General features: G+C 58.8%; 9 protein-coding genes. 8 read left to right on the top strand and 1 reads right to left on the bottom strand.

The annotated features are described in order from the left end of the window. Positions 1 to 64 precede the first annotated feature (64 nt). The 5 genes from pstC to AB4P90_RS15430 all read left to right on the top strand — a co-directional run bounded on the left by pstC (position 65) and on the right by AB4P90_RS15430 (position 4,133). Positions 65 to 1,030 carry a phosphate ABC transporter permease subunit PstC gene (gene pstC, locus AB4P90_RS15450; RefSeq protein WP_003191517.1) on the top strand — a complete coding sequence of 322 codons (966 nt, stop codon included), beginning with the start codon at positions 65 to 67 and terminating at the stop codon, positions 1,028 to 1,030. Continuing rightward, entirely contained in the window at positions 1,030 to 1,923 is an 894-nt protein-coding gene (gene pstA / locus AB4P90_RS15445; RefSeq protein WP_014718563.1) for a phosphate ABC transporter permease PstA, read from the top strand. Before pstC ends, pstA begins: the two co-directional genes overlap by 1 nt. A gap of 76 nt (positions 1,924 to 1,999) precedes the next feature. Continuing rightward, the gene (pstB, locus tag AB4P90_RS15440) at positions 2,000 to 2,761 is read left to right on the top strand and encodes a phosphate ABC transporter ATP-binding protein PstB (protein ID WP_019817112.1); all 762 of its coding nucleotides are present in this window, start codon (positions 2,000 to 2,002) and stop codon (positions 2,759 to 2,761) included. A 56-nt stretch (positions 2,762 to 2,817) separates the two neighbouring features. Further along, positions 2,818 to 3,516, top strand: coding sequence for a hypothetical protein (locus tag AB4P90_RS15435; RefSeq protein WP_019817111.1), 699 nt, complete (start codon positions 2,818 to 2,820; stop codon positions 3,514 to 3,516). Next, on the top strand, positions 3,516 to 4,133 hold the full coding sequence (locus tag AB4P90_RS15430; RefSeq protein WP_020302730.1) for a hypothetical protein: 618 nt from the start codon (positions 3,516 to 3,518) through the stop codon (positions 4,131 to 4,133). Before AB4P90_RS15435 ends, AB4P90_RS15430 begins: the two co-directional genes overlap by 1 nt. An 88-nt stretch (positions 4,134 to 4,221) precedes the next feature. On the opposite strand, the gene AB4P90_RS15425 is transcribed toward AB4P90_RS15430, so the two are convergent. Then, positions 4,222 to 5,250, bottom strand: coding sequence for an IS30-like element ISShes10 family transposase (locus AB4P90_RS15425; protein WP_011711660.1), 1,029 nt, complete (start codon positions 5,248 to 5,250; stop codon positions 4,222 to 4,224). 368 nt (positions 5,251 to 5,618) lie between these two features. Between AB4P90_RS15425 and AB4P90_RS15420 the strand changes: the two genes are divergently transcribed. The 3 genes from AB4P90_RS15420 to AB4P90_RS15410 all read left to right on the top strand — a co-directional run bounded on the left by AB4P90_RS15420 (position 5,619) and on the right by AB4P90_RS15410 (position 26,394). Continuing rightward, positions 5,619 to 7,478, top strand: a complete 1,860-nt coding sequence (locus AB4P90_RS15420) for a calcium-binding protein (RefSeq protein WP_106111180.1) — start codon at positions 5,619 to 5,621, stop codon at positions 7,476 to 7,478. A gap of 271 nt (positions 7,479 to 7,749) precedes the next feature. After that, entirely contained in the window at positions 7,750 to 9,471 is a 1,722-nt protein-coding gene (locus AB4P90_RS15415) for a ShlB/FhaC/HecB family hemolysin secretion/activation protein (protein ID WP_122300773.1), read from the top strand. A gap of 33 nt (positions 9,472 to 9,504) precedes the next feature. After that, the gene (locus tag AB4P90_RS15410; RefSeq protein WP_395605095.1) at positions 9,505 to 26,394 is read left to right on the top strand and encodes a hemagglutinin repeat-containing protein; all 16,890 of its coding nucleotides are present in this window, start codon (positions 9,505 to 9,507) and stop codon (positions 26,392 to 26,394) included. Positions 26,395 to 26,931 lie beyond the last annotated feature (537 nt).

Here is a 26,931-nt window from a genome sequence, read left to right as displayed (position 1 = left end):
GCCGCTCTCGGTGTGGGCTGTTTGCCGCGCCGGGGGCGTTTCCCCCCTGTTCCGGAATTAGCCAATGAACAAACCTTTCGTCGTACCGGTTAACCGGGATTCTGCCTGCCAACCTCCCTCGGCCAAAGACTTCCTGGTCGATCGCACCTTCCGTGGGCTCGCGCGAATCGGGGTGGTACTGATTCTGGCGTTGGTCGCAGCCTTGGTCTTCGAGGTGGGACGCAAGGCCTTGCCGGGCATGGAAAAGCACGGGTTCGATGTGCTTTTTGGCAGTGTCTGGGACGTAAACCAAGGCAAGTACGGGATCCTGCCGGCCATTTGGGGCACGCTCTACAGCGCGTTTATCGCGCTGCTGATCGCCGGCTTTTTCGGTGTCAGCATGGCGATTTTCCTCACCCAGGATTTCCTGCCGGCCAAGCTGGCCGCCGTGTTTCGCACCATCGTTGAATTGCTCGCCGCCATCCCCAGCGTGGTGTACGGCTTGTGGGGCATCTACGTGGTGATCCCGGCTATACGGCCACTGACCACTTGGTTGAACAGCGAACTGGGTTGGATCCCGTTTTTCGGCACGTCCTTGAGCGGGCCGGGGTTGCTGCCGGCGGCGCTGGTATTGGCCATCATGATTCTGCCGACGATTGCCGCCGTGTCCCAGGACGCGCTCACCAGCGTGCCGATGAAAACCAAGCAGGCCGCCTACGGCATGGGCACCACCCACTGGGAGGCGATCCTCAAGGTGATGGTGCCATCCGCCGCCACCGGTATTTTCGGCTCCCTGGTACTCGGCCTCGGCCGTGCGCTGGGCGAAACCATGGCGCTGGCGATGCTGGTGGGCAACGCCAACAACATTTCCCTGTCGCTGTTCGCGCCGGCCAATACGTTGGCAGCCTTGTTGGCGCTGAACTTCCCCGAAGCCGGGCCCAACGAGGTGGAGGTATTGATGTACGCCGCTCTCGTCTTGATGTTCATCACGCTGCTGGTGAATGTCATCGGTTCCATGATCATGCTCTACGCCCAACGGGGTAACCGATGATGACGAATCTCACATCCCCTATCACCGCTGTACCGAGCTTGCAGCGCAAGTTCGAAGGCCGCGCCTTGCGCAGCCTGGTGTTGACCACATTGGTATGGTTTGGCGCGCTGCTGGCCAGTGTGCCGCTGATTTCTGTGCTCTACATGCTGATCACCCGTGGCGGCGCACGCCTGAGCCTGGAGGTGTTCACCGAGTTGCCGCCCACCGGCTTCGAGACGGGCGGCGGTTTTGGCAACGCCATGGCAGGCACCTTTGTGATGGTCGGTATCGCTGCGGCGATTGCGGTGCCGGTCGGCATCATGGCCGCGATCTTCCTGGCCGAACTGGGGCCGGACAGCAAATTGGCCAACGCTGCACGCTTTGCCGCCAAGATGCTCACCGGCTTGCCTTCGATCCTGGCCGGCGTGTTTGCCTATGCCTTGGTGGTGATGACCACCGGCACCTACTCGGCACCGGCAGGCGGCGTGGCCCTGGCGGTACTGATGCTGCCTATCGTGGTGCTGACGGCGGAAGAGTCGATGCGCATGGTGCCCAAGATCATGAAGGACGCTGCCTACGGCATGGGCTGCACCCGCTCCCAAGTGATCTGGAAGATCATCTTGCCGACCGGCCTGCCAGCGATCCTCACCGGCGTAATGCTTGCCGTGGCACGTGCCGCAGGCGAAACCGCGCCGTTGCTGTTTACCGCGCTGTTCAGCAACTACTGGATCTACCACGACGGCGACCTGGCGGTGATGAACCCGACGGCCTCCCTTGCCGTGCTGATCTACAACTTTTCCGGCATGCCCTTCGACAACCAGCTGGAGCTCGCCTGGGCGGCCTCGTTGGTGTTGGTGATGATCGTGCTGGTCGTGAATATTGTGAGCCGTATCTTCGGCAAGCCTAAGTATTAAGAACGGGAGCATCTGAATCTTGAACGTCTCAACTGCGCAAATAGCCGCTCCGTTTGTCACCCAATCGCCTGTGGTCATGGACTGCAAGCTGGACCGGATTTTCTACGGCAACTTCATGGCGGTGCGTGACAGCCATGTGCCGATCGAGAAAAACAAGATCACCGGTTTTATCGGCCCGTCCGGCTGCGGCAAAAGTACAGTACTGCGCAGCCTCAACCGCATGAACGACCTGGTGAAGGGTTTTCGTTTCGAAGGCCACGTGCATTTCCTGGGGCAGGACGTGTATGGCAAGGGTGTAGACCCGGTGGTGGTGCGCCGTTACATCGGCATGGTGTTCCAGCAGCCGAACCCGTTTTCCATGAGCATCTTCGACAACGTCGCCTTCGGCCTGCGCCTGAACCGCTACAAAGGCGACTTGGGCGATCGCGTCAAGCACGCCCTGCAAGGCGCTGCGCTGTGGGATGAAGTCAAGGACAAGCTCAAGGTCAGCGGCCTGTCGCTCTCCGGCGGCCAGCAGCAACGGCTGTGTATTGCCCGCGCTATCGCCACCGAGCCGGAAGTGCTGTTGCTCGATGAGCCGTGCTCGGCACTCGACCCGATTGCGACTCGCCGGGTAGAGGAGCTGATGGTGGAACTGAAGAAGGATTACACCATCGCCCTGGTCACCCACAACATGCAGCAGGCCATCCGCGTGGCGGACACCACGGCGTTTTTCTCGGTGGATATTTCCCAGGGCACGCGTACCGGCTACCTGGTGGAAATGGGCCCGACCGCGCAGATTTTTGGCAGCCCGCGTGAACAGATGACCGAGGATTACATCAGTGGCAAGTTCAGCTGAGTAACCCCATGTTCGATAGAAACCACAGGTGCGCCACCGTCAGCCCAGGAATGCCAATGTCTGCAACGCATCGTCTTGATTTGTCAGCGATTGAACGCGCGCTCCGCAAAGTGCAGAGCCGCTTTGCCGAGCTCAGCACGCAATTTACCGAGCCGCGCGACCCCTTGACCGACGAAGTGCTGCACAACGTGCTTGAAGGCTATGCGCTGGTTGACGACTATGTCGCACGGGGCGTTGACCTGTTTGACCTTCATCATCTGGACCTGATGCTGGAGATCAACGCCACGGTGCTCTGCGGTAGCGACCCGGCGCGCCGCGTGGAATACGCGCAGCACCTGGCCGCCACCGAAGAGCACTTCTTCAACAACGTTGAAGGCGGTATCAAGGACTTGTTCAATTGGTACTGCGCGTATCGCAGTGAATCGGTGTGGAAGCGTGCGGCCGGTGTGTATGTGCGCATCCTCAGCAAGCCGCAGTTGTTCATCGAAGGCAACAACCGCAGTGGTTCGCTGATCGTCAGTTATCTGCTGATGCGGGCCGGGTTGCCACCGTTCGTGCTGACGCTGGAAAATGCCGAGGGTTACTTCAATCCTTCCTCGGTAATCCGCAACTCGGCCAAACATGGGGTCAAGGCGTTGTATGAATTGCCCAAGATCAAGAAAAAGTACGCCGCCTTCCTGGAGGAACAGGCGCCGGATCCCAAGGCGTTTTTCTTGAACGACGCACCACAGCCTATTTATCAGGGAGGCCATTAATGCGCCGGTATCCAACACTCGCCAGCCGAGCCGTGCAAGCCATCCAGCAGGCGCTTCTCACGCGTGCCGCCAAGCGCCCGCGCGTACGCATCTCCTTTGATATCGACGACACATTGGCTTGCCAGCTCCACCACGCTGACGTCGAGAGCAGCTGGCTACCGGCTTGTGCTCATCGTTGGTGGGGAGAGCCGCTGCGTATCGGCACTCGTTCGCTGACGCGGCAGCTGCGGCGCCAGGGTTGCAGTATCTGGGTCTATACCTCATCGGGAAGGGCGCCTTCCTACATCAGGCGTTGGCTGATGCTGTACGGCATTCGTGTCGACGGCGTAGTCAATAGCGAGCGGCATAACCACGCCCTCACGGTGCATGGGCTGTCGAACACCCCCTCGAAATTTCCGCCGGCCTTCGACATTGATTTGCACGTGGATGATTCCGAGGGCGTGCGCCTTGAAGGCAACGACCACGGCTTTCGCGTGGTGGTGGTCGACCCGCAGGATGAGCACTGGGCACAACGAGTGCTTGAAGCCGTCGCGGGCGTGCAGGCGCAACTGGCCCGGCAGCAATTACCCAGGTTCAAGCAGCCTGTATGCCAAGGTGCTGAGGTTTATTCTTCCTGAGTTCCAGAGAAACCTGAACTTCTTGAGCACTTATTGCAGTTCACAACTTGCTATAAGGGGCTGGTTGCAGGATCTGAGTGCAACACGGTTATTGAATTGAAGCGGGAGCATCATGCCGCATCACCACGGCTTCTTGCATCACTTCGCCCATCACCTCGATCGGGCATTTGAAGTCGAAGCGTTTGCGCGGTCGCATATTCAGTTGCAAAGCGATGGCGTCCAGGGCTTCCTGACTATGCACCGACAAGTCCGTGCCCTTGGGCAGGTACTGGCGGATCAGTCCATTGATGTTCTCATTGCTGCCGCGTTGCCAGGGGCTGTGCGGGTCGCAGAAGTAGATCGCCACCCCGGTCCGCTGGGTGATCTCGGCGTGCCGCGCCATCTCCCGGCCCTGGTCGTAGGTCATGCTCTTGCGCACCGCCAGCGGCATGCCATTGAGCGCCGCACTGAAGCCCTCCAGCGCCGAGGTCGCCGTCGCGTCGGCCATCTTGATCAGCATCAGGTAGCCGCTGGTACGCTCCACCAAGGTGCCCACCGCCGAGGCATTGGCCTTGCCCTTGATCAGGTCGCCCTCCCAATGGCCTGGCATCAGCCGGTCTTCGACCTCCGGCGGGCGCACGTGGATGCTGAGCATTTCAGGGATCTGGCCGCGCCGATCGACGCCGCCAGAGCGCGGCCTGCGACTCGTCTTGCCCTGGCGCAGGCAGATGATCAGCTCCTTGCGCAGGCCACCGACCGGCAGGGCGTAGATCGCGTTATAGATCGTCTCGCGGCAGACGTAGGCCTCTCTGAGGCTGGGTATGTTCATGCTGCGCAGCTTGCCGGCAATCTGCTCGGGAGACAAACCCTCACGCAGCATATGGACGACCAGCTCGAAGCGCTCACTGCCCGGCAGCAGCTTGCACTGAGGCCTGCAGACCTGGCGGCGGACCTGCATCTGCTGCTGGGCAGCACAGGCCTGGTAGCGGGTGCCAGGGGCCCGGTTGCGGCGCAGCTCCCGGCTGATGGTCGAGGGGGAGCGGCCGAGCATCCGGGCAATTCGCCGCTGGCTGAAACCTTGGGCAAGGCCGAGTTGAAGGGTCGCACGTTCGGGGATACTGAGTTCGTGATAGGACATAGTGGCAGCACCGTACCGGAAAGGTCAGGTGTTGCACTCAGTTTTTGCGGCCGCCGGGTTTAATTTTCTTTGACTCGCCAGTCACGAACAACACAGAACTTCACCTCGTGTTCGTCAAACAGCGCTTATGGCGCTTTTGTCGTCTATCTCCCTAAGTACATACCCTTATCATCCGATAGTCGGTCACTTTAACGCGGCACTTCTAGGCTAGTGTTGACGAGCTTCCTTAATGGTCAACCTCGATATTAAGCAACGAAGCAGCCTGAACAGAATGCACAACAACAACTTCAATGCATATTGTTTAGCCCGACGCATCAGGTATTACCGTTGACTTTCGGTGTTGATCGCTGGGCTCAAGGAGTACTGACATGGCTATATTCGATTACAAGGGGCAAGATGCCCGCGTCCTGATTTCAGATGCCTGGACCCTCGCCACTTATACCAGTGGTGTCGCGACCGTCGGCGCGCTCTACAATATTCCGGGGCTTGTGCTGGGCGAGGGCAACACCTTCGCGCTGCCCAAGGGCTGGCGTGAAATCGGCGCGAGCGAACTGCAGGTGGATAGCAGCCACATCGACATCACTGGAAGTTTTACCGGTGACGGCGTGTTCGGCTCCCAGGCCAGGGTGTTTGGTCAATACGATGACAGCGGCCAATTAGTCAAAATGGGTTTTTCCATTGCCGGCACCAACTCGCCAATTGATCTGCTGGGTTGGCCGGCGATGATCGATAACTCTTATATCAACGGCTACGACTACCTGCTCAATTCAATCAAGGATTACGCCACCGACCACAACCTGAGCGGCAAAGATGTTCTGGTAACCGGCTACAGCCAGGGTGGTTCTGTCACCAACAGCATGTATATCGGCAAGGACACTTTGGCAGACGGTTTTTTCAAGGATTCGGACTACTTTGGCATGGAGTCGCCCAAGTCCAGCAACAGCGACGGAATCTTCAACTTCGGTTTTGAAAACGATGTGGTCCACCGCCTCACGGGGCAAGAGACCAACGTGGGCAGCGCCATTATCGATGCGCTTCAAGGCAGTGACGCCAGTTACACTTCGACGACTGACAACATCGTGCTGTTCGACACGATCTACGCGCTGCCAACCTGGCCCAATGGTCCGTTCTCAATTGCCAACCTGTCAGGCTGGGCCGCGCATCTGGAAGGCATTTTCATCAACCCTATCCAGCGTATCGCCCAATCGACCTTCTACGATTACATCGAACGCGACAGCACCATCATCATCAGCAATCTCGACGCCATCAGCCGCAGCTTTACCTGGGTCAGCGACAAACAGACCGCCACCTCCAACCATTACGGCACACCGGCCTTCCTGCTGGGCACCGACAGTTCGGACAAGCTGCAGGACGGGCGCAGCGATGACTTCCTCGACGGGTTCAAGGGTGACGACAGTTTCCGCGTGAGTACCGGTGCCGATATTGTCGCCGGCGGTGAAGGCAACGACAAAGTCTTCCTCAAAGGCACTGCATCTTCCTACGAAGCGGTGAAACTCAGCGATGGCACGTTGTTTTTGAACGACAGCAGCGGCCAATACGGCCTCAAGGAATTGCACGGCGTAGAGCATGTGGAGTTCGAAACCGGCCTGGCCAATAGCCTCGGCCAGGTGCCCGTGTTCGGCGGGCTCTTCGGTGGCATTGGCGAGGTCCTCACGCCGGCCTATACGGTGACCAGTGGCAAACTCGACTTCGAAGGCCTGTTTGGCGCCGATAAAGCGTATGCCAGATCCATCGAAGGCAGCCAGTTGGCCGACACCCTCAAAGGCACCGCCGCGCGTGACCTGATATTCGGCCAGAACGGCAATGACCGGCTCGACGGTGGCGCCGGCAACGACCTGCTGCACGGCGGCGACGGCAACGACACACTGCTGGGCGGCACGGGCAACGACGCGCTGTATGGCGCCAGCGGCAATGACGTCTTGATCGGCGGGCTGGGCAATGACCAACTCAGCGGTGGCGTGGGCAGCGACCTGTTTGTTTTCGATCAACGCGGGTTTGGCCACGACGTGATCAGCGACTTCAACATTCACCAGAATGGGCAGGACCTGCTGGTGTTCGCCAAGTCGCTGTTTGCCAGCGCCGATGCCGTGCTCGGTGCCACTACCCAGCATGGCAGTGACAGCGTAATTCTGGCGGGGGACAGCAGTGTCACCTTGGTGGGGTTCAATGCGGCGCAGTTGAGTGCAGAGATGATCAGCGTGGTGTGATGCGACACCTGCGAAACAGAAGATAAAACCTCACAGGCTCCCCGAAGCTGTGGGGTTTTTTATGGCCTGCTGTTTGACGCAATGACTCGGTACCACACGCAGCATCAGTGCCTAGCGGTCGGACTCAAACGGGCAAAAACTCTTCATTTTCACGCCTGAGCCGCTCTGCGTGAAGGGTTGAACGAGTTTGCACTGTTAATTGACGCCATCAAAATGACATCTTATCATCGCCACATTGGATGGCATAAAGCCATATAGAGGGATCTATACAGTGTGGCGTTTACCGCGTCGGACCAGGTTAAGCCTGCTGTCCGCTTTTTTTTGCCTGGGCACCTCCGGATGGGCGCAAGCGGCCACGCCGCAGAACGCCCCCGGCATCACCGACCTGATCCGTGACCGCCAGGACCGCCTGCTCGAAGAGCAGCAACGGCGCCTTGAGGAGCTCAAAGACTTGCCGGGTAAAGCCGCCGCGCCGGCAACCTCGGCAACACCTGTCGACACCCGCTGCTTCCCGATCAAAACCATCGAGCTGGGCGGCGCGGATGCGCTGACTGAAGGTGAGCGAGCTCATCTGATCAAGCCCTACCTCGGCCAATGTCTTGGTGTGCCGCAACTCAACGCAGTGCTCAAGGTGATCACCGACCGTTATCTGGCCAAAGGCCTGGTCACCAGTCGCGCGTATTTGCTGCAGCAAGACCTTTCCAGCGGCAATCTCAAGATCCAAGTGGTCGAAGGTAAGCTGGAGAGCCTGAAGGCTGCCGAAGGCAGCGGAATCACTGACCGTCAATTGACCATGAGCTTCCCCGGCAAGCAGGGCGAACTGCTCAATCTGCGCGAAATCGAGCAGATGGTCGATCAGTTGAACCGCTTGCCGTCGAACCAGGCGCAGATGGAATTGGCGCCGGGCAAGGCCGTGGGGGGCAGTGATGTACTGGTCAAAAACACCTCGCAAAAGCCCTGGCGTGTTGGCCTGTCGCGGCACAACGGCGGCCAGCGCAGCACCGGTGAGCAGCAGTGGGGCGCCAGCCTGGATTGGGACAATCCGTTGGGCCTGGCCGACCAGCTTTCGCTACGTGGCGGCCACGATGCCGTCAGCGATCACCAGAAAACCTCGCGCAATTCGATGCTCAGTTACAGCCTGCCGTTCGGTTGGTGGAACCTCTCGTACAGCTACATCGAAAGTGAGTACCGCTCTCAGGCCGAGGCCAACCACTTCAAGTTCAAGCAGACCGGCGACAGTCAGAATCACCAGTTGCGCCTGGAGCGGGTTATCCATCGTGATGCGTTGAGCAAAACATCTCTGAACACTGGCATCGCCTACCTTCGTACCAATAATTTCATTGAAGACAGCAAGCTTGCCTTGAGCAGCAACCGCCTCAGCGAAGCGCAAGTGGGTATCAACCATGGTCGGCGTATCGGCGGTTCATTCCTCAACATTGACCTTGGCATGCAAAACGGCGTCGGCGCATTCGATGCCCAGGCCAATCACGATCCAAAGCCTGGGCAGCCGGATGCGCGCTACCGCAAGTACACCGCCACGGTGAGCTATCTGTATCCATTCAAACTGTGGGGTGAGTCCCTCAGTTTCAGCAGTTTGATGACCGGTCAGCACAGCGAAGACGTGTTGTTCAGCCCACAGCGCATGAGCCTCGGCGGGCAGTCGTCGATTCGTGGCTACAAAGACCAAATGCTTGCCGGCGACAGCGGCGGCTACTGGCGCAACGACCTGCGCTGGAGTCGGCCGGTGACTTGGGCCTGGATGCAGCCGGTGCTCACTGAATACGGCACCAGCCTGGGCTACGACCAGGGCGTCATCAGCCATGGCCGCTACAACGCCGAGCAGCATGGGCGCATGAGCAGCAACTCGGTGGAGTTGTTTGCGCGCGGCAAGAACGTCGCGGCCAGCGTGACCTTTGCACACTCTTTGGAACGACCGGAAGCGATCACGGACCGTGAAGCGCCGATCTATTTCCGTCTGGACTTTTTCCTTTAAATTTTTGACCGCCTTCGGGCTTCGAGACATGACATGGACGTTCGCCAGTACGCATTCCTCGCGCGCCAGCCTTCTGCTGCCGTAAAAAGCCGCGCCCATTTCCTGGGGCTGCCTAAACGTGGGTTGGCATTGATTCTGGCCAACGCCATGTTCTGGCACCCGTTGCTGGCCCAGGCAGACGGCATTGTGGTGAATGCTCCAGGTACTTCGCTCGGACAAGCGGGCAATGGCGTGCCCATCGTCAACATCGCCACGCCGAACGCCAACGGCCTCTCGCACAACCAATTTCATGACTACAACGTTGGCGCCAACGGGGTCATCCTCAATAACGCCACCGACCGTACCCAGTCCACCCAACTGGGCGGCATCATTGTCGGCAACCCCAACCTCCACGGCACCGCGGCCAATATCATTCTCAACGAAGTCAACGGCGGCAGCCCCAGCCAACTGCGCGGCTACACCGAAGTGGCCGGGCAGTCGGCCCATGTGATCGTTGCCAACCCGTATGGCATCAGCTGTAACGGTTGCGGCTTTATCAACACCCCGCAAGCGACGCTCACCACCGGTAAAGCCGTGATTGAAAACGGCCAGATCAATCGTTACCAAGTGGACCAGGGCAGTGTGGCTATCGAAGGCGCCGGCCTGAACGCCAGCAACGTCGATCAGTTCGAAATCATCACCCGCGCCGCCACCATCAATGCGCAGATCCAGGCGAAAAAACTCACCATCGTCGCTGGTCGTAACGACGTCGACGCACGCACCTTGAATGCTACCGCGCGAGCCGCAGATGGCAGCCAGGCGCCGGATCTGGCGATTGACTCGTCGGCGCTGGGCGGCATGTATGTGGGCGCGGTCAAGCTGGTCGGTACTGAAGCCGGTGTCGGCGTGAAATTGTCAGGAGATATGGTCGCCGGCGGTGATATTCAGATCGATGCCGGTGGCCACGTGGTCATGGGCCAGACAACGGCGGCCGGCGCCATTGACGTAAAGGCCCGCAGCGTTGAAGCCCAGGGCGTGGTCGCGGCGGGCAGTGTGCTTGAGATGAAGACGCAAGGCGGCTTGCTCAATCAAAAAAGCCTGGCTGCGCGTGATCGCGTGGCGCTGCAAAGCGGTGGGGTGTTGACCAACAACGGCGTCATCGAAGCGGGTGTCAACGCTGATCGGACGCGCAATGCTCAGGGCGATATCCACGTCACTGCCGCCCAGTTGAATAACAACGGCAAGACCGTCATCGCCAGTCGTGACCTAGCCGTGAATGTGGATGGCACTCTCGACAACCGCGGCGGCACCCTTAGCGCGCAAAACCAGCTGAAGGTGACGACCGAAGAACTGGATAACCAACAGCAAGGCCGCGTGTTGAGCGCCTCACGCCTTGAGCTCAATGCCGGGCAGTTGCTCAATACTGACGCAGGCCTGGTGGTGGGCGACCGAGGGCTCAGCGGCCGCATCGGGCAGTTGGTCAATCGCAAGGGCGAGCTCTCAAGCCTTGCTGACGTCACCTTGCAGGTCGACAGCCTGGACAACGTCGCCGGCCTGATATCTGCGGGCCAGGCGCTGCGCTTGACTGCCAGCGCGGCGGTGAACAATCAAAACGGTCGCCTGGTGGCCGGGCAGATGGTGCGGGTCAACGCGGGGCAACTGGACAATAGCCAGTCAGGCATCCTCACCAGCCAGGGCGAGCTGGGGCTGAATATCGCCGGCACGTTGGATAATCAGCAGCAGGGCCGCATCGAATCGGGGGCCGCTGCACAGGTCAATGCCGGGAACTTCAATAACCAACAACATGGCGTGCTCGCCAGTGGTGGCGCCCTTGAACTGGCGGCCGGCCCGGTCAATAACAGCCAAGGTGGATCAATCTACAGCGCCAAGGCTCTCAATGCCCGTGTCACCAGCCTCGACCAGCATGACCAAGGGCGCATTTACAGCAATAGCGACCTAACCCTGGACCTGAGCAACGGCCACCTCGACAACCACGATGCAGGTTTGATCAATGCCAGTGGCCAGCTGGCGCTGAATAATCTCAATAGCGTCGACAACCGCAGTGGCGAGATTTCCAGTGCCCGTGGGTTTAGCGTCGCGGCGAACAGCCTCGACAACCGCGCTGGCAAGCTGCTCAGTGATCAAGCCTTGGGCTTGCGTATCGCCCAGGCACTGAACAATGGTGCCGGTCAGATTGCAGCCAGCGGCCTGGATATTGACGTTGCCAGTTTGCTCAACGACCAACGCGGTCGAGTTCACAGCCGTGATCGGCTTAACGCCCGGGTGGGTGGTTTGCTCGCCAATCAAAGCGGAAGTTTCAGTGCCGATTCAGGCGCACAGTTGACCGTAGGTCACCTGGACAACAGCAATGGCGGCCAACTCTTCAGCCAAGGCGATTTGAGCCTGAACCTCAATCGGGGTCACCTCAACAACCAAGGCGGCTTGATCAACTCCCCAGGCCAGTTGTTGCTGACTCAACTGAACAGCGTCGATAACCAGGGCGGCGAAATCTCCAGCACCCAAGCCTTCGATCTGAATGCGGATCAACTCAATAACAGCGCCGGCAAGTTGCTCAGCGAGCAAGCCTTGAGCGTGCGCATTGCCCGCGCCCTGGACAATACCAAAGGTGGGTTAACCGCCAAGGCCCTGGAGGTACGTGCGGGCACACTGATTAACCAGGCCGGTCGACTCGCTGCGGTGGAGGGCCTCAACCTGCAAGTCGATGGCGAGCTGGATAACCGCAGCGCGAAGGTGCTAGGCAAGCACCTGGTGCTTGGGGTTGGGACGCTCAATAACGACCAGGGCCTGGTGCAGGGTGATGGAACGCTGGTGCTCCAAGCGGGTGGCGCGATCAGCAACCAGGCAGGCACATTGGCCGCCGGGCAAAGCGTGACCGTCAACAGCGCCAGCCTGGATAACCGTCAGGGCACCCTGACCAGCGATGCGTCGCTGACGGCGCGTATAGCCGCGAATATGCTCAACCAAGCGGGGCTGGTGAGCGCCGGCACTGACTTGCAGGTGAACGTTGCTGACTTGAACAACTCGCTCAACGGTCGTATTGCCGCTGAGCAGGTACAGATCAGTGCACAAGGCATCGATAACCGCGCGGGCGGTAGCCTGTACGCCAAACACCAACTGGGCGTCGATGTTGGCGGTCAGTTGAACAACGCCCAAGGCACGCTGCGCAGCGATGCTCGCCTGACCATCAATGCCGGTGGTTTAACCAACGATGACGCAACGCTATCGAGTGCTGGCGAGCTGAAGATTGCAACGGGCAACCTGAGCAACCAAGGCGGAGAACTGCGCAGTGCCACTCAGTTGGGGATGACCGTTACTGCACTGGACAACAGCCGTAACGGGCATGTCGCAAGCCAAGCCGATGTAAGCCTGGATATGCAAGGTGGTTACCTAAACAATAACGGTGGTTTGATCAACGCGCCGGGGCAATTGCTGCTCAAGCAACTGGGCAGCGTTGATAACCAGGGCGGTGAAATTTCCAGCGCCCACGCCTTTGAGCTGGCGGCAACCGCCTTGAACACAGCGGACGGCAAGTTACTCAGCCAACAAGCCTTGACCCTGCGAATCGCCCAGGCACTGGATAACACCCGTGGCCTGATTTCCGCGGCAGCCTTGCTGGTCAGCAGCGCCAGCCTGGGCAACCAGGGCGGCAAACTGAGTGCCGTTTCCGACCTGAACCTCGGCGTAGAAGGTGTGCTGGACAATCGCAACGGTGAATTGCTGGGTCAGCACTCGACAGTCGAAGTGGCTGCGCTGAACAACAGTCAAGGGCGCATCCAGGGCGATAACCGCTTGATCTTGACCAGCCACGGCGCGGTCAACAATGACAAAGGCACGCTAGCTGCCGGTCAGATGCTGACGGTCAATGCTGCCAGCCTGGACAACCAGTCCAAGGGCCGTCTGACCAGCAAGGGTGAGGCGCACCTTGTGGTGGGTAGCGTGGATAACCGAGGTGGCAGCATCACGTCGGTCGGGCAGTTGCAAGTCAAGGGGGACGAGCTGGACAACCGTCAGGCCGGGTTGCTCAATTCGGGTAAAGCCATGAACCTGTCCATCGGCAAGCTGGACAACCGAGGGGGTGAAGTTTCCAGCGTTACCGAACTGACGATGATGGGCCGTGAGCTGGACAACAGCAATGCCGGTCGCGTACTGGCCAATAGTACGCTCCAGCTGACGCTCGACAGGCTGAACAACCAGCTCAAGGGCCTGATTTCTGCGCAGCAGGATGTCAACCTCAAGGCCACCAGCCTGGATAACAGCGCCCAAGGCAGTGTCTACGCCAAACGCAACCTGGACGTGACCCTGGCCGGGCGGGCTGACAACAGCCAAGGCGTCATGCGCAGCGACGCCGCCTTGCAACTGCGCAGCGCCAGCTTTGGCAACAACGGCGGGCGTATCAGCAGCGGCGGGGCGTTACTGTTGAGCGCCGTCAATGCCCTCGCCAATCAGAACGGCGAGGTGCTCAGCGCTGATACGGCGACGGTGAATGCAGGCAGTGTCGACAACAGCCACGGGCGCATTGTGGCTGACGGTGCACTGCAACTGACCACAGGCGTATTGCTTAACCAACATCAAGGCCGTGTCACCAGCGCTGATCGCCTCAACCTGACAGCGACCGACGTAGACAACCGCTTCGAGGGCCGTATCGCCAGTGGCCAGGCGCTCAACGCCAGCCTCAGCAGCCTTGACCAGCGCGGAGCCGGTGAGTTTTACAGCAACAGCGAACTGACCCTGGACATGAACCAGGGGCACTTGAATAACGCCGATGGCTTTATCAACGCGCCAGGGCAGTTGTTGCTCAAAAACCTCAAAAGCGTCGACAACCGTAACGGTGAAATTTCCAGCGCCAAGGCCTTTGCCTTGCGTGCCGACACCCTGGACAACAGCGGCGGCAACTTACTCAGCGACCAAGGCTTGACCCTCAAAATCGAACAGGCGTTGCTTAACGTCAAAGGGCTGATTTCAGCCGCCGGTGTCGAGCTGGGTGCCTCGCGCCTGGACAACCGTGAAGGCAAGGTCAGCAGCGCTCTGGATGCGCGCCTGGTGGTCAATGAGGACCTGCTTAACGACCAGGGCGAAATCGTCAGCGCAGGCCACACGCAGCTGAAGGCGGCCAGTTTGGATAACACTGCCGGGCAGGTGCTCGGTGATGTCAGCCTGGATGTGAAGGTCAAGGGCGCGCTGAATAATCAGGCCGGCACGCTCGGGGCCGGCACCTCGTTGAACGTGCAGGCCGCCAGTCTGGATAACCGCCAGGCCGGGAAACTGGGCAGCGACGGCCAACTCAAGGCCACGATTGATGGGTTACTGGACAATCAGGCCAAAGGGCAAGTGTTGGCCAAAGGCGCGATGGAACTGCGTGCCGGTCGTCTGGATAACCGCGAAGGGCGGCTGACCGGGCAGGACCTGTTGACGCTGCACAGCGCCAACGTCGACAACCGTGGTGGTGTGATCCTTGCCCAGAAGGACCTTCAGCTCAATGTGGGTGAGTTGGACAATCAGCAAGGTTCGCTCAGCAGCAAAGCGGCCCTGAGCTTCTCCGGACAACAATTGCGTAATCAGAAGGGGCTGGTGAGTGCAGCAGGGCCCCTGCGACTGACTGCCGATAATGTGCAAAACGCGGCTGGCCGAATCGCCAGCCAGGCGGATCTACAGGCAACTATCGGTGTACTGGCCCAACAGGGCGGTGAACTGGTTGCCCAGGACGAGCTGAGCTTGAGCGGGGCCTCCCTGGACAATCGCGATGGCGGCCTGGTAGGCGCCACAAAAGCGCTGAAACTGACGGTCGACGCCATTGATAACCGTGCGGGCGAGATTTCCAGCCAGAGCAGCATCGACTTCAAGGCGCAGCACCTGGATAACAGCGCGGGCAAACTGATCGCCGGTACCGCATTGGAACTGGCCGTGGCCCATGTGATCAACCAGGCCCAAGGGATGATTTTCGCCCGGGACAACCGCTTCAACGGCGCGCGCCTGGATAACGGCCAAGGCACTTTCGCGGGCCAGCAATCGCTGAGCATGTCGCTGGTCGCCATTCCCGGCACTGAACTGGATGGTCGGCTGGATAACCAGCTGGGTAAAATCAGCAGCGAAGGTACCCTGCAGGTGAGCAGCGCGACGCTCAACAACGACGCGGGTGCCGTCTCTTCGGCGGGTGCGCTCACACTTGCTGCCAGCGGTGCTATCACCAACCAGGGCGGCGTCATGGAGACCGATGCCGCCCTGACGCTCACCAGCGCGAGCCTGGACAACGGCCCCAAAGGCCTGCTCAACAGCCGTGGCGCGCTGACCCTGGCCACCGGCACGCTGAACAACACTGGCCGTATCACCAGCGCTGATCGCCTGGACCTGGCAGCCACCCAGGTGGCCAACAGCGGATGTATCGCCAGCAGTAAAAATCTTACCGCCGCGATCACCGGCCTGAATCAACAGGGCGGTGAACTGTTCAGCAACACCCAGCTCGACCTGGACCTGAACCACGGCCGACTGAGCAACGTGGGTGGCCTGATCAATAGTCCGCTGCTGATGTTGAAAAACCTGGCTGATATCAATAACCAGCGCGGCGAAATTTCCAGCCAGCAAGCCTTCGTGCTGGCGGCTCGCAACCTGGATAACGGCGGTGGCAAGCTGATCAGTAACCAGGGCCTGATCCTGCAGATTCAAGACGCTTTGGGCAACGCCAAAGGTGCGATCAGCGCAGCCGCCCTCAACGCCAACAGTGCTCGCTTGGACAACACTGATGGTTTGCTCAACAGTCGTGGCGTCATGGACGTCTCTGCCACCCAGGCGCTGGATAACCAGCGCGGAACGCTGATTGCCGACGGCGCCATGCGGCTGTCTTCCGCTCGACTCGACAACCGTGACGGTGATGTATCGGGCAAAGCCTTGGTGACGGTTGATATCGATCAGGTCGATAACCGCGGCGGTCAACTCATCAGCACCACAGCCGTGGATGTGCGTGGTGCGGTCCTGGACAACCGCAAAGGCCTGGTTGGCGCCGATAAGGCGGTGAAACTGCTGGTCGATCGGGTCGACAACCGTGGTGGCGAACTATCGACCAACGCCGACCTGACCGTTACAGGGCACACCTTGGATAACAGCGATGCGGGTCGTGTGCTGGCCGGGCAATCCTTGAACCTTACGCTCACCCAGCTGCTTAATCGCAACCAAGGCCAGCTCAACACTCAGCGGCTGATGCTGAGCGCTCAGGACCTGGACAACAGCAACGGCAAACTGCTCGCCCAGCAGCTTCTGCAACTTGAGCTGAAAGGGGAGCTGAATAACACTCAAGGCGTGCTCAACAGTGAAGGGCGCCTGCGCGTCGATGCGGCGAGCGTAGTCAACCGTCAGGGGCGGATTTCCAGCGCCGACGCGTTGGTGCTGGGTTCGCAGGGGGCTCTGGACAACGAGGGCGGTGAGCTCGTGACTGACAGCACGCTGCAACTGCGCAGCGCTAGCCTGGGGAACCAGAAGGGCGTGCTCAGTGGCAAAGGGGCGGTCAGTGTAACCACTGGCGCGCTGGATAACACTGGGGGCCGTCTCACCAGTGGCGACACCTTGGAGCTGAAGGCTGGGCTACTGAACAACAGCGCCGGCAACATCGGCAGTGCCCAGGTCCTGACGGCCAGCGTCGATGGGCTTGATCAACAAGGTGGCAAGCTGTTCAGCAACGCGGGCCTGATCCTGGACCTGAACAATGGCCAGCTCAACAACCAGCAGGGCCTCATCAACGCGACCGGGCCGCTGGTGCTCAACCATCTCAATGGTGTGAACAACCAGGCCGGTGAAATCTCCAGTGGCCAGGCCTTCAATATCGTGGCGCGCAACCTGAATAACAGCGGTGGTCGCCTGCTCAGCAACCAGGGCCTGACACTGCGTATCGACCAGGTACTCACTAACATCAAGGGTTTGGTTGCAGGTGCAAGCCTGAGTGCGCAAGCGGCCGTGGTCGATAACAGCGGCGGTACGCTCACCAGCCGTGGTGGCCTTGAATTGACCAGCACTGGGCTGCTGAGCAACGGGCAACAAGGTTTGATCAACGCCGCGCAGGCATTGACAGTCAACGCGGGCAACTTCAATAACCAGGGCGGCAGCCTGCTGGGTACCAGCGCGCTGACGCTCAATGCGTTGGCCGTGGACAACAGCGCCAAAGGCCTGATCAACAGCCAGGGCAGCCTGGAACTCAATGCCCTGAGTTTAGACGCCAGTGACGCCGGCGAGGTATCGGCCAAGGGTGATATGGACCTCACGCTCACGTCCATGGCCTTGCGTGGCGGCAGGTTGATAGGTGAGCAGCACCTGAGCGTCGACTTGGCAAACGGTGATCTGGATAACCGCAAGGGCCTGATCTTTGCCAAAGGCCCGTTGACCTTAAAACGCCTACGCGACCTGCAAAACCAGGGCGGCGAACTGTCCAGCCAAAATGCACTTAGCTTGACGGGGCGCAGCCTGGACAACAGCGCCGGCACGCTTATCAGCCAACAGTTACTCACGCTCAATGCAGGCGACTTGGTTAACCGCGGCGGCCTGATATCGGGTTGGCAGGGCCTCAACCTGATCGGCACTCACTTGAATAACCGTGACAAAGGCACGCTGTCCAGTCGCAACGGCGACCTTGACGTGCACCTCAGTGGCAGCTTGCTCAACAGTGGCGAAGGGGCGTTGGCCAGCCAAGGGCAGTTGAGTGTCAGCGCCGCGAGCCTGGATAACAGCTACAAAGGTGTTATCTCCAGCGGCGCGCAGCAGACCTTGAACGTGATTGGCGCATTGAACAACACCCAAGGTGGGTTGATCGACAGCGGCTCGACGCTGGATCTGAGCGCGGCCGACCTCGACAACAGTGCCGGTAATATCACGGCCCTGCGCAACCTGAACTTCCTGGGTGGCAACTTGCTCAACACCGGTGGCTCGCTGATGGGTAACGACCATCTGGTGCTCAACCTGCAAGGCAACCTTGGCAACGTCAACGGCAAGATCGCAGGCACTGGGTCGTTGGTACTCCAGCGCGCCATCGAGGTGGATAACCGAGGCGGCCAACTGGCCAGCCAGGGACGCCTGTCATTGGCCATGGGCGGCCTGAACAACAGCCAAGGCGGCACCGTCGCGGCCAAAGGTCCGCTGGCCATCGATGCCAGCGCCATCGTTCAAAACAACGCTGACGGTTTGATCTACAGCCAGGACGGCGACCTGCGCATCAACGCCTTTGGCCTGACGAACGCGCAGGGCAAGTTGCAGGGGCAGAACGGCCTGCGTGTCGAGGTCAATGGCGATCTCGACAACCAAGGCGGCAATATCATCAGCCAGACCGGTGACGTGCACCTCAAGGCCGGGAACCTCGACAACCGTAGCGGTGTGCTCGCCAGTCTCAAGGGCGCCATTGAAGCCGGTGTGGTGGGAGTGCTTCGCAATGGCCATGACCTCAATGGCAGCCCCAAGGGCGGCTTGATTCAAGGCCAGCGCCTTCTACTCAATGCCGGTCAATTCGATAATCAGGGCGGCTATCTCGGCGCGCAAACCAGCGATGCATGGCTGACGGTTGCCACCCTCAATAACCAGCAGGGCGCGTTGTATGCCAAGGGCCTGATGCGCATCAATGGCAGCGCCCTGGAAAACAGCGCCGGCCAGATTGCCGGTGACCAGATCGCGCTTGGCCTCGATGGCCAACTGACCAACCACAACGGCCTGATCGAAAGCACCAACAACCTGACCGTGGCCGCCAACGCCATCGATAACCAGGGCGGCAAGTTGCGCGCCCTGGGACGCGCCGGCAAGACAGAGTTCCAGATCGGCAGCGTGTTCGACAACCGTAACGGCGCCGTGGAAACCGCCAACCAGAACCTGACCCTGGCGGCCGCCAGCTTCCAGAACAACGGCGGCCAATTGCTGCATGTGGGTGAGGGCACATTCGACATCTCGTTGCCCAACGTAACCGGCGCGGGCGGCACTGTTGTAACTCGTGGTGGCCTGACTCTGAACGCGGATACCTGGACCAACACCAGTGTCATTCAGGCAGGGCGATTGAACGTCAACGTCAATCACTTTACCCAGACGGAAACCGGGCAGTTGCTGGCTTCGACGCACCTGGAAGGTAAGGGTGGCAGTTGGGTGAATAACGGGTTGATTGCCAGTGATGGCAGTTTAAATATCGACCTCGCGGGCGCTTATAGCGGTAATGGACGAGTCACCAGTCAGCGGGGGCTCAACCTGCATGCGAGTCAGTTGGATCTGAGCAATAGCGCCAAAATTACTGGCGGTGGCGATACCCACGTCAACGTTGATAGTCAATTGAACAACTATGGACGGCTGACCTCTGCGACCAACCTCGAACTCTCGGCAGGTACGCTGAACAACTACGGGACATTGGGTGGCGCACAAAATGTGACAGTCACCGGTGCCGCCTTGTTGAACGATCATGGTTTGTTGTTCAGCGGCAACGACATGACCTTGCATAGCAACGCAATCACGAACCAGTACGGTGATATCTACAGCCTAGCGCGCCTGGATGTAAGCGGTCTTGATGGTACGAGTAAGGCGGTCAGCCTGGAGAACATATCGGGGAGCATTGAGTCCAGCCGAGACATGTCCCTCAAGGTTGCCAGCCTGACTAACCGTCGGGATGAATTTTCGACCAAAGAAACACCCGGTAGTGGCGGGTCGCTTACAAATATCTGCTGGGACTGTAGCGGGGGCAGTTTTGTCGTCGATTTTATTGGTACCGAGAACTATCAAAGTGAGCTGCTGAAAACATCGGCTGCTTCGACTATCCAGGCGGGCGGCCGTATGGATGTCGTCGCAAATAATGTGCTCAATGAATACAGTGTCATCGCTTCCGGCGCGGACATGAATATCAACGCTGATACGCTGACTAACAAAGGAGCAGCGTCTGGCTCCGGAACGCGTACCCGGACTTGGCGGATGGAATCATCCAATGGTACTTACTGGCGTTTCAAACGTAACATCATGGACCCCTACAACGCTCAGCCCGGACCCAAAAACCTGCCGGTCAGTGCGTTGTCAGCCTTCAGGCTGATTGGCGATACCTTGGTATCGACCGCTGGCGCGTCATTGGCACCCGCGATCATCCAGGCAGCCGGTACCGTGAACATCACGGCCACCAAATCCTTAATCAACAGCATCGAGACATCCTTTACCGCCTTGGCCGGGCGCGCTGCGCGCAATGAGGACACGGGTGTTGCCAGCGCCCCGACAACGGTGGTCGTGCAACTCGCGCCACAGCTGCCACCGGACTTGGCCCAACAACAAGTCAACCCCTTGACGCTACGCGGGTTCACCTTGCCCACGGGCACTCACGGACTGTTCCGCCTCAGTAGCCGGGCGGGTGAGGATGCCCAGGCCACCCAAGCCACCAGTGGCCCACAAAGCTGGACCATGGGCGGTGCGACACTCGGCCTGGCTCAACGCCAGGATGCACAGCCGGCGCTTGAAACGCGCACCTTCGATTTCAAAAGCGTCACTCAACAGGGCGCAGCTACGCGTCAGGTGGACTCCACTGCACGTCAGGTCAGTGGTGTCACCGCCACCACCAGAACACTTAACGTTGCCGGGGCCGGCGATGTGGCCAACGGCAGTGGCTGGACGCCCAGCCAGATCACCCCAGGTGAAATCGCCCGGGGCGACGGTATCAACGCCCAAGATCCGTCCAGCGGTTCAACGCCGCCAGTGGCGAAGGTCACAGGGCCTGCGGATCAGCCAGACCTGGCGCTGACCCAAAGGGACACCCACGTTCAGGTCGCCACACCGGGCGAGCCCGCTCGGCCGACGTTGAACATCCCTGGCGTGACGCCGGTTATGCCAGGCGTGCAGCCGGTGGTGAACACACCCGTCGCACAAGGTGCGGGCAGCAGCCCAACCCAGGTCGCGGAGGTGATTGCCCAGCCGGTCAATGCGCTGGCGCAAACCACTCCGGTCGCCAGCCAGACCATCAACCGCGTGCAAGGCTTCACGCCTACCGCGCCAAAGTCGCAACCACATAAATACCTGATCGAAACCAACCCGGTGCTCACGGACCTCAAGCAGTTCATGAGCTCCGACTACTTGCTCGCAGGGCTGGGTTACAACCCGGACGAAAGTGCCAAGCGCCTGGGCGACGGGCTCTATGAGCAACGCTTGATCCAGCAGGCCGTGCAAGCGCGCACAGGGCAGCGTTTTATCGACGGCCAGAACACCGACGAAAAGCTGTTCAAGTACCTGATGGACAATGCGATCCAGAGCAAGCAGCAACTGAACCTGGCAGTGGGCGTTACCTTGACCTCGCAACAGGTCGCGGCGCTGACCCATGACATCGTCTGGCTCGAACAGCACGAAGTGAACGGTGAAAAGGTGCTGGTGCCGGTGCTGTACATGGCCCAGGCCGACAATCGTCTTGCACCCAATGGCGCATTGATCGCAGGCAACGACCTTAACCTGATCGCCGGCGAAAACCTGGAGAACGCCGGGACCCTGCGTGCCACCAACAACCTGTCCGCCAAAGCGGGCAATGACCTGATCAACAGCGGCTTGATCGAAGCCGGCAACCGCCTCGACCTGCTGGCGGGTAACAACATCGTCAACAAGTCCGGCGGCATCATCGCCGGACGCGATGTCACGCTGACGGCGATCAAGGGGGATGTGATCAACGAGCGTGCCGTGACCCGCACTGGTAACGGTACTGCCGAGCGACGCGACTATCTCGACAGTGCGTCACGCATCGAGGCTGCCAATGACCTGACGATGAATGCAGGTCGTGACATCGCCAATACCGGTGGCGTACTGCAAAGCGGACGTGACACCACATTGGTCGCTGGCCGCGATGTGCACATCGATGCCGTTGAGCAACGCAATGGCTTGGATCTGGGCAGCCGCCTGCGCACCGAAACCGTGACGCAAAACGGTGCCAGCGTGGAGGCAGGCCGTGACCTCAAGGTATCGGCAGGGCGTGACTTCAGCGCCATTGCCAGCCGCATCGACGCCAAGCGTGACTTGAGCATTACGACCACCGAAAACCTGAGCATTTCGTCGGCCGCCGACGAACAGCATTCCTCCAGCAAGACGAAGAAAGTCACCCAGTCCAAGGACCACATCAGTCAGGTTTCCAGCGTGCTGACGGCCGGCGGCGACGTGTCGCTCAATGCCGGTAAAGACCTGGAACTCACCGCCAGCCGAATCGCCGGCGGCGGCAACGTGGCCCTCGATGCACAGCGCGATGTGAGCATCCTGTCGGCACTGGACGAAGACGCCTCGTTCTACTCGAAAAAGAGCAAGGGCTCGTTCGGACGCAGCAAAAGCCAACAGCGGGAAAGTTATGACAGCACCAACGTGGCCTCGGTCGTCGAAGCCGGCAAAGACCTGACCATCAATGCCACCAAGAAGACTGGTGGCGGGATGAGCATCGACGGCGGGCGTGACGTCACCGTGATCGGCAGCCAGTTGAAGGCGGGTGGCGACATGTTGCTGGGTGCCACCGGTGACATCGCGGTGCTGTCGGGTGTCGAGGAGCATGGTTCCTACAGCAAGAAGACCAAGTCCGGGTTCCTGGGGCTGTCCAAAAGTGGCAAAAGCCAGTTGAAGACTACTGCGAGCCAAGTGGGCAGTGAGTTGGAGGCGGGCAACGATGTGGTGGTGGCTGCAGGTAATGATGTGCGGGTGCGGGCCAGTGAGATTAGTGCAGAAAATGATGTCGAGTTAAGGTCTGGACTGGTCAAGGAGACAGGCGACATCAACCTGGTTTCTGCAAACGACACCGCCTATAGCCGTAGTGAAAAATACGAGAAGAAAACCGGCTCGATCTCGGGTGGGTTTATTGCGATCTCCTCGGCCAAAAAAGCTGGCCAAGAAGCCCAACGCAGCACCAGCGTGGGGAGCCAAGTGTCCGCGGATCGTGATGCGAGCTTGCACGCTGAGCGAGATATTAACTTGGTGGGCAGTGGGGTCAGCGCCGGGCGTGATGTCAGTCTCAATGCAGGACGCGATGTCAATGTACTTGCGGCCCAAAGCAGTACCAGTGAGCGCGATTGGCAAAAAAGCAAACAGACCGGTATTGGCGTATCGAGTGACGCCAATGGTGTGACGTTGTTTGTGGGCGCTGATAAAAGTACAGAGAAAAATAGACTTGAGCAGCAAACAGCAGCCGCCAGCCAGATCAATGCAGGGCAGGACCTGACGATCAATGCCAAGCGAGATATCAACCAGCGCGGCTCTGACCTATCGGCTGCCAATGATGCTGAGCTGACGGCCGGGCGAGATATAAATATCGATGCGGCGCGTGAACGTTTGCTGATGGAGCAGCAGCGGGAGACGGAGCGTAACGGGTTGAGCGTGGCTATCAACCATAACTATGGCAACACCAAGGATGCGGTGAGCGGGGCCGGGAAGGGAGAGGACAATATCAGCAAGGGCTCCAGCACGCTGAAAGGTGTTGATGCAGTCAGCCAATTCCTTGCAGGTCCCACTGGGGACGTAAAATTCGGCAATAGCAAGCACAGCACCAGCACACAGCTGATTGAAGAGACCAATCGTTCATCGACCCTGAAGGCCGGTAAAGATCTCAACATGGTCGCTGGGAATGATGTGGCGATCAGCGGCGGCCAGTTGAATGCCGGCCGCGATATCAACATCAAAGGTCGAGATGTTTTGCTTGATGTAGCCAAGGGCAGCATTAACCAAAATGACAGTGAGAGTCAGAGCTGGGGTGGCATCCATGGCGGTACCAGTGGTGGCGTAAAGTTAGGCGTAGGTGGAAGCCATGGCGTTGCTAGCGAGAAGGGTAGTAACGGTACTTCTGCCGTCACGACAGCGCAGGCCGGGCGCGATATTAACCTGAATGCGAGCAATGACCTGAACCTGATAGGTACTCAAGCCAAGGCCGGCCGCGACATCGATCTCAAGGCAGGGAACGACTTGAGCATCCGTGCTGCGCAGAACGACAGTTCAAGCGACAGTAATAGAAACAGTGGAGGTGGAGAAGTCGGGTTTACCTTTGGCAACGAGGGAGTCGGCGTTTATGCCAGCGTCAGCATGGGCAAAGGGAACCTGGACCGGGAAGGGCAGCGTCAACAGGATGCCTATCTCTATGCTGCCGATCGTTTGGGCTTCGAGAGCGGCCGCGATACTCAGGTTGCAGGTGCCGACTTGCGGGGAGATAAAGTCATTGGCCGGGTCGGCGGTGACCTGAATGTTTCTTCTGTCCCCGACACCGGCAAAGTCAAAGGCAAAGAATTTGATCTGAGTGTCACCGTCACCATCGGGCCGGGTGCCGGTGTCAGCGGTTCGGTTGGTTACGGTCAGACCACTGGAAAAACCAATTGGGTCCAGGATCAGACGCGTATTACCGCCAGCGACAAAGTAGATATCCGTACGGAGAAGCACACACAACTCGATGGCGCATTAATCGCTTCAGACAATGGCAACTTGAAACTGGACACCGGCACGCTGGGGTTCAGAGACATCTCTGGAGAAGATAAAGAGCACGGGTATTACTTGAACGTCGGTGGCACCTATAAAAACGGTGAAAGCACTACCCAGGATCCGAGCCAGGTCGGTAAAGGCAAGACGGGGCAGACGGGGTGGAGTGTTACTGGCTGGAAGTACGATAAGGACCGCGAGCAATCAGTCCGCGCGACAGTGGGCGCGGGTGAGATCGTTGTGCGGGATGTGGGCGATGCTACATCTGCAGTGACGGGGCTCAATCGCGATGTTGATAAGGCTTACGAAGTTACCAAGGACCAGGAAAAACGTACGGATCTGTATGTAACTGACTCTTCGTTGAAAGCGGTGACATCCCCAAAGGCAACATTAGAACAATGGAAAACCGACGCCGCCAAGTTAGGTGACAAAACCGAAGAGACGATTTTCCAGATGGTGGACCTGCTCGGCGCTGGTTCGGAGATTGCGCAAGGCACAAACCCTGATTGGGTTGGTCGCATGATGGAAGGCAAGGCTGCTTTTAGGCAGCTAGGTAGTCGCCACGTAGAGGAACGGTCCGCTATCGTCAACCGAGTGCTTGGCAATATCACAAATAACGACCACTCTCCTGAAACTCAAGCACTGGCAGATAAGATCACTCAGATAGCAGGAGACGACCCGCAAAAAGCTCAGCAAGTGTTGACGTTGCTAACGAGCTTGAATAAAAGCGGTCATGGAGAAAATAACTTCTTACCGGCGATACCTCTCGCTATGGCGGGCATCACAGCCATAGGCGGCGCGTTAGTTGCAGCTAACCCAACCACTCAGGAAAACTTGCGTATTGCGGCAAACTCCATGGTTGAGGCAGCAGCCAAAACTGGAGAAAATGCTGCGCAAAGCATGAAAAGCAGCATATTGATCTGGGATGTGATTGTTGGTACGGCATTCCCGATCCACCTGCTTGATCCTAGCAATCGAAGTCTGGTCAATCCGATCCTCACGGACATTGCCGTGCATCCGAGCAGTGGCGGGTTTGGTGATGGCAGTGTGGTTGCTCCGACGGTTCATACCGGTGGGACGCAGCTGGATGGGCGACAGGACGATGGTAAGTATGTGACGCCGGAGCATCGACTTGATCCGGGAAACATGTACAGTGAGGAGAGCGGTGCAAAAGCGACAGGTGGTGCAGTAGAGCTAACGTTTGACAAGGCCACCCGGACTTGGACAACTCCAGCAGGTTTAGACTATGGACAAGGATCAGTCCAAGGGAACAGAGTTTTGCATGTTTTAGAGCACGCGGAGCCGAATCCGGCCAAGACAACGCATAGCGTATTTAGTATGGACAGAAAAGAAATTTTAGGCGCTGTCGATGAGGCATGGCGCAAGAAAGGTAGTCCCGTGTCAGGTGATCCGGGGGCATATGTTGTCCCAATGGGCCGACCGATTGGTACTACGGGAGAAACAAGTATTAAAATTATTGTTCGTCCTGGGACCAATAAGGTTATTACCGCCTATCCTGTTAATTAGAGAAATTTTATATGCTGTGTCCAAGGTGTGTGCAGGGAGAAGTTGTCAAGGTTAGAATTATAGCTAACGACACTTGCTTGTTCGTATGTCAAGAGTGCGAGGCCTCATGGTTTTTATACGAAGACATTGGGGTTAAGGCCTTTGTCGACTATGGGACCTATATGGAAGGTCTCGGGCTGAAACCATTGTGGAGTGAGTTGCAAATCATTCCTGAGTAGGTACAAAAGAACTGGGGGGAATTGAGCCACCCATTCCCAAAGTAGATGTCACAAATGACTTTATGATGAGTACCTTCAAGGTAAAAAAGGGGGCAAATTTATTTATAGGTTTGACGAGTCCTTTTAGATGTAACGAATGAGTCTCTGGAAAATAAATCTCTCCCCTTTTTCGTTTGAGAAGGACGGGGCGGTTTATAGCTTGGACAACAGACGTTTGCTTGCTGCGTCTGAGGCGGGAGTTCCAATCAAAGTTGTTCCGGCTACGCCAGCAGAGGTTGCTAAGGAAGGATGGAAAATGACTACCCCCAATAATGGTTCG

Source organism: Pseudomonas sp. B16120, assembly GCF_044218845.1.
GTDB classification, from domain to species: domain Bacteria; phylum Pseudomonadota; class Gammaproteobacteria; order Pseudomonadales; family Pseudomonadaceae; genus Aquipseudomonas; species Aquipseudomonas paracarnis.
The sequence above is the reverse complement of the archived record's forward strand: the minus strand, read 5'-3'. Positions and strand labels throughout refer to the sequence as shown.

Excerpts from the sequence above, each read along its gene's own strand:
- pstC (WP_003191517.1), top strand. The coding sequence starts at position 65 with ATGAACAAACCTTTCGTCGTACCGGTTAACCGGGATTCTGCCTGCCAA.
- pstA (WP_014718563.1), top strand. The coding sequence starts at position 1,030 with ATGACGAATCTCACATCCCCTATCACCGCTGTACCGAGCTTGCAGCGC.
- pstB (WP_019817112.1), top strand. The coding sequence starts at position 2,000 with ATGGACTGCAAGCTGGACCGGATTTTCTACGGCAACTTCATGGCGGTG.
- AB4P90_RS15435 (WP_019817111.1), top strand. The coding sequence starts at position 2,818 with ATGTCTGCAACGCATCGTCTTGATTTGTCAGCGATTGAACGCGCGCTC.
- AB4P90_RS15430 (WP_020302730.1), top strand. The coding sequence starts at position 3,516 with ATGCGCCGGTATCCAACACTCGCCAGCCGAGCCGTGCAAGCCATCCAG.
- AB4P90_RS15425 (WP_011711660.1), bottom strand. The coding sequence starts at position 5,250 with ATGTCCTATCACGAACTCAGTATCCCCGAACGTGCGACCCTTCAACTC.
- AB4P90_RS15420 (WP_106111180.1), top strand. The coding sequence starts at position 5,619 with ATGGCTATATTCGATTACAAGGGGCAAGATGCCCGCGTCCTGATTTCA.
- AB4P90_RS15410 (WP_395605095.1), top strand. The coding sequence starts at position 9,505 with ATGGACGTTCGCCAGTACGCATTCCTCGCGCGCCAGCCTTCTGCTGCC.